The sequence below is a fragment of the Elioraea sp. Yellowstone genome (assembly GCF_006704265.1).
Lineage (GTDB): Bacteria > Pseudomonadota > Alphaproteobacteria > Acetobacterales > Acetobacteraceae > Elioraea.
This window is the reverse complement of record NZ_VIKA01000198.1, coordinates 1-5013: the sequence shown is the minus strand read 5'-3', so window position 1 is coordinate 5013 and position 5013 is coordinate 1. Positions and strand designations below refer to the sequence as shown.

Sequence of the window (5013 nt, the reverse complement as noted above, 5' to 3'; positions counted from 1 at the left end):
ACGCTCGCCGCGGCGCTCGCCGACGGGCTTGCCGCCGGCGAGGCCGCGGCGCGCGACTGCGGCTACACGCCCACGCACACCGAGCCGCCGCGCGCCGAGGACGAACGGCGCGACGGCGTCGCGCTGTTCCACGTGCCCTCGCGCGGCAAGGCCTTCGTCGATCTGCAGAACGACGTCACCGCCGGCGACGTGGCTCTCGCGCATCGCGAGGGCTACCGCGCGGTCGAGCACCTGAAGCGCTACACCACCCTCGGCATGGCGACCGACCAGGGCAAGACCGCGAGCGTGCCCGGCATCGCGATCATGGCGGCGCTGACCGGACGCGACATCAACGCCACCGGCACGACGACCTTCCGCCCGCCCTGGACACCGGTGGCGATCGGCGCGCTCGCCGGCCCGCATCGCGGTCGCGATTTCCGCCCGACGCGCCGCACGCCGACCCACGGCTGGGCCGAGGCGCAGGGCGCGCGCTTCGTCGAGGTCGGGCCGTGGCTGCGCGCGCAGTGGTACGCGCGCGCCGGTGAGACGCGCTGGCAGGACAGCGTCGCGCGCGAGGTGCGCACCGTGCGCGAAGCGGTGGGCGTGTGCGACGTCTCCACGCTCGGCAAGATCGAGGTGGTCGGGCCGGACGCGGCCACGTTCCTCGACTTCGTGTATGCGGGCATGATCTCTACCCTGCGCGTCGGTCGGGTGCGTTACGGGCTGATGCTGCGGGAGGACGGGTTCGTCCTCGACGACGGCACGGTCGCGCGGCTGGCCGAGGATCGCTTCTTCCTCACCACCACGACGGCCAATGCCGGCCGGGTGATGCAGCACCTCGAACACGCGCACCAGGTGCTGCGGCCGGAGCTCGACCTGACGATGCTGTCGGTGACGGATGCCTGGGCGCAGCTCGCGATCGCCGGGCCGCGCTCGCGCGAGCTGCTTGCCGCCCTGCTTGATCCCGGCGCGGACATCACCGATGCCGCGCTGCCGCACATGGCGATGACGACCGCCACGGTGGGCGGCGTGCCCGTGCGCGTCTATCGCCTCTCCTTCTCCGGCGAGCGCGCCTACGAGATCGGCATCCCGCCCGACTACGGCACCGCGCTGATCGAGCGGATCATGGCGGTCGGCGCGCCGCTCGGCGTTGCGCCCTACGGCACCGAGGCGCTGGGCGTGCTGCGGATCGAGAAGGGCCATCCTGCCGGCGGCGAGCTGAATGGCCAGACGACCGCGGCGGATCTCGGCCTCGCGCGCCTCGTCTCGTCACGCAAGGACTGCATCGGCGCGCGCATGGCGCAGCGTCCGGCGCTCGCCGATCCTGCCCGTCCGGCGCTGGTCGGCCTCAAGCCACGCGACGGCCGAAGCGCGATCCGTGCCGGGGCGCATCTGCTCGCGCCGGGCGTGGCGGCGACGGTCGCGAACGACGAGGGCTACGTCACCTCCGCCTGCTTCTCGCCCACGCTCGGCCATCCGATCGCGCTCGCCCTGCTGCGCCGCGGTCCTGCGCGCATCGGCGAGACGGTACGCGTGTACGATCCGCTGCGTGGCGGCGACACGCTCGCCGAGGTGTGCGCACCGGTGTTCGTGGATCAGGAAGGAGCGCGCATCCGTGGCTGAGCTCGCGCGCGCCAGCGCGCTCGCCGGTGTCGCAAGACAAAGCCGTTCCGGACGGCCGGACGGCGCGGCCGGCGTGCGCCTCGCGACGCTCGACAGCGAGGGGCTGGTCTCGCTCGCCTCTCGACGCGGCTGCCGGAAGACGCTCGCGGCGCGGCTGCGCGTGGCGCTCGGCCTCGGCCTGCCGGACCCGGGCCGGGCGGTCATGAACGCGGACGGCGCCGCGGTGCTCTGGGGCGGACTCGGCCAGGATCTCGTCCTGCTGCCCTCGGCCGGCCTGGGCGCGGCAGCGCGGCTCGAGGCAGCGATCGGCGATGCCGGCGCGGTCACGCCGCTCGCGGGAGCGCGTACGCTGATCACGGTTGCCGGACCCGATGCGGGCGAGGCGCTGGCGCGGCTGCTGCCGATCGATCTCGACGCGACGGCGTTCCCGCCTGGCAGCGTCGCGCACACCCTCGCCGGCCATGTCGGCGTGCTGGTCTGGCGGCGCGAGGAGGATGTGGTGCTCGGCTGCTACCGCTCCTTCGGCGTGGCACTCTGGCACGCCTGCCTCAATGCCGGACGCGGCTTCGGCGTCGTCACGTGATCCGGACTCGCCGCAGGCAACTCATACCAGCCCGCCGAAGGTTTGACCTTCGGCGGGCTGGTACGGGGTCATGTTCGCGCGCGGCCGCCCCACCAGCCCCGCGCGCGATACCCTCCGCACAAAGGTCAAGCCTTTGTGTGGAGGGTATCACCTCTGGCAAGCTTCGGTCGAAACCACAGGATGGGGGAGACCAGCGATGACAACCCGACCGACACGACGCCGGACGATCGCCGGGGCGATCGCCGCCTGCCTCGCCTTCGCAGCACCGCTGCCCGCGTCTGCCCAGCAGGCCGGCGACACGCTCGGCCGCATCCTGCGCGAAGGCGTGCTGAAGGTGGGCGTGCGCGCCGACTACCGGCCCTGGGGCTTCCGCAACCCGGCCGGCGAGTTCGTCGGCATGGAGATCGAGATGGCGAAGGACGTCGCCGCCACGCTCGGCGTGCGGCCCGAGTTCGTGCCGGTGGTGGCGGCAAACCGGATGCAGTTCCTGGCCCAGGGCCAGATCGACCTGATGATCGCGACCATGTCCGACACGGCCGAGCGGCGGCGCGTGGTCGGCATCGTCCACCCGAACTACTACTCCTCGGGCTTCAACGTCCTGCTGCCGAAGCAGGTCACCACAAGCGATTGGAACGCGCTGCGCGGCCGTCAGCTCTGCGCGATCCAGGGCGCCTGGTACAACCGCCCGGCCACCGAACGCTACGGCGTCGAGATCCTCGCCTTCACGGGCATCGCCGAGGTCGAGACCGCGCTGCGCCAACGCCGCTGCGTCGGCTGGCTCTACGACGACAACCTGATCGCGGTGATGCTGGCCTCGGGCCAGTGGAACGACTTCCACATGCCGCTGCCGAGCCAGAGCGACACGCCCTGGGGGCTCGCGGTGCGGCTCGACGATCTCGACAAGCCCTGGGGCCGCTTCATGTCCGGCATGGTCGCGTACTGGCACCGCTCCGGGAAGCTGCTCGCGTGGGAGAAGGAGGCCGGGATCGCCGAGAGCGCGTTCCTGCGCCGGATGCATGAGGCGCTGAAGGACCACATCCAGTAGCACCGAGGGTGGCGGGGGCGTGACGCCCCCGCCCATGCGTCTTGGATCTGATCGAGTCCGTCTTCCGGGGGCTGCACGAGTCTGCCGGGATCAACCTCACCATCCTCTACGACCCCTTCGACCGGTCGCGGTTCTGGGCGGGTTTCCTGATGACCGTCTACCTCGCCGCGACCTCGGTGGCGGCGAGCGTGGTGGTCGGCGTTATGGGCGCGGCGGCGCAGAAATCGCCCTTCGCGCCGCTGCGCTGGTTCACCGACGGCTATGTGGCGTTCTTCCGCAACACGCCACCGCTCGTGCAGATGTACTTCTTCTTCTTCGGCCTCGGCTCCATCACGCCGACCGTGCCCGACGATCTCGGCTTTCCCACGCCGCTGATCGGCAATGTCGTCTGGGCGATCGTGGCGCTCGCGCTGTTCGCCGGCGCCTTCAACGTCGAGATCTTCCGCAGCGGCGTCGAGGCCGTACCACGGGGCATCGCGGAGGCTGCCACTGCACTTGGACTGACGCGCCTGCAATCCTACCGCCTCGTGGTGCTGCCGCTCGCCTTCCGCATCTGCCTGCCGGCACTCAACAACAACCTCGTCAACCTGGTGAAGACGACCACGCTCGCCTACGCGATCGGCGTGCCGGAGATGCTCTACGTTTCGAACCAGATCTGGTCCGATGCGCTCAACGTTCCGGAGATGATGACGACGCTGCTGATCCTCTATATCGGCCTCGTCACGGCTCTGGTCTGGGCGATGCACCGCTGGGAGCGGGCACTGCGCCTGCCGGGATTCGGCGAGCGATGACGCGCGCGCCGGACGGCAAGGCGGCCGGTTTCGCGCTGCTGCTCGTGCTTGCCGGCTCGGCCTGGGCGCAGGCTACCGCGCCGGCGACCGACAGCGTGTTCGCCGCGCTGATCCGCTGGTCCCCGATGATCGGCCAGGGCTTCGTGCTGAACGTGCTGATCAGCGTGATCGCCATGGCGGTCGGCACGCTGCTCGGGCTGTTCCTCGGCCTGGGCCAGGTTGCGCCGTCGCGCCGGGTTGCACGCCCGGCGGTCGTCGCCACACAGTTCTTCCGCAACGCGCCATGGCTCGTCTTGCTGTTCTACTGCATCTTCATCCTGCCGTTCCGCGTGACACTGTTCGGCACCACGATCGACGTGCCGAACTGGCTGCGCGCGACCGCGGGGCTGACGCTGCCGGTGATGGCGAACGTGTCGGAGATCGTACGCGGCGCCGTGCAGTCGGTGCCGTCAGGGCAGTGGGAGGGCGCGGCGAGCCTTGCGTTGTCGCGGCGGAAGACGCTGTGGCTCGTCATCCTGCCGCAATGCGTCAAGCGCATGCTGCCGCCCTGGATGAACCTCTACGCCATCCTGCTGATGTCCACGCCGCTCGCGAGCATCGTCGGGGTCGAGGAGGCGCTGACCATGACGCGCAACGCGCTGGGCGCCGAACGGCGGAGCGAACTTCTGATCCCGTTCTACGGCGCGCTGCTGGTCGCATTCTTCTGCGCCTGCTGGCCGATCGCGCTGGCGACGCGGCGGCTGGAGTCCTGGGCAGGGCGCGAACGGGGGGTGTGAGGGACACGGCCGCGGACGGACGTGGGCGCGTATGGCCTTCCGGCCAGTCCGATGACCGCGCTTTCCGCCCGGACGTCGTTCTTTGGCCGCAACGGTCGGACGGCGGCTCTCCCGCGGCACCGCATGCCGCCCACCGCATGGGTCGTGTCCCGGGGAGTGGTGTAGCAGCTCGGCCGATCGCGATCTCCGGCGGGTGATGGCCGGTGTGTCAGGCGG

5 protein-coding genes are annotated in these 5013 nt (G+C 71.0%); all 5 read left to right on the top strand.

Features of this window, described 5'->3' with window-relative positions; all coding sequences use genetic code 11:
- Window positions 1-1602, top strand: a 1602-nt coding sequence (locus FK498_RS17305; RefSeq protein WP_304598723.1) for a glycine cleavage T C-terminal barrel domain-containing protein, incomplete at its 5' end; no start/stop codon positions are given.
- The gene (locus FK498_RS17300; RefSeq protein WP_161988470.1) at window positions 1595-2185 is read left to right on the top strand and encodes a sarcosine oxidase subunit gamma; all 591 of its coding nucleotides are present in this window, start codon (window positions 1595-1597) and stop codon (window positions 2183-2185) included. The genes FK498_RS17305 and FK498_RS17300, both read left to right, overlap by 8 nt.
- Before the next feature lie 196 nt (window positions 2186-2381).
- A complete protein-coding gene (locus FK498_RS17295; RefSeq protein WP_141856758.1) occupies window positions 2382-3230 on the top strand; it encodes a transporter substrate-binding domain-containing protein in 849 nt (282 codons plus the stop codon).
- 41 nt (window positions 3231-3271) lie between these two features.
- Entirely contained in the window at window positions 3272-4021 is a 750-nt protein-coding gene (locus FK498_RS17290; RefSeq protein WP_141856756.1) for an amino acid ABC transporter permease, read from the top strand.
- A complete protein-coding gene (locus tag FK498_RS17285) occupies window positions 4018-4797 on the top strand; it encodes an amino acid ABC transporter permease (RefSeq protein ID WP_141856754.1) in 780 nt (259 codons plus the stop codon). Before FK498_RS17290 ends, FK498_RS17285 begins: the two co-directional genes overlap by 4 nt.
- Window positions 4798-5013: the final 216 nt, after the last annotated feature.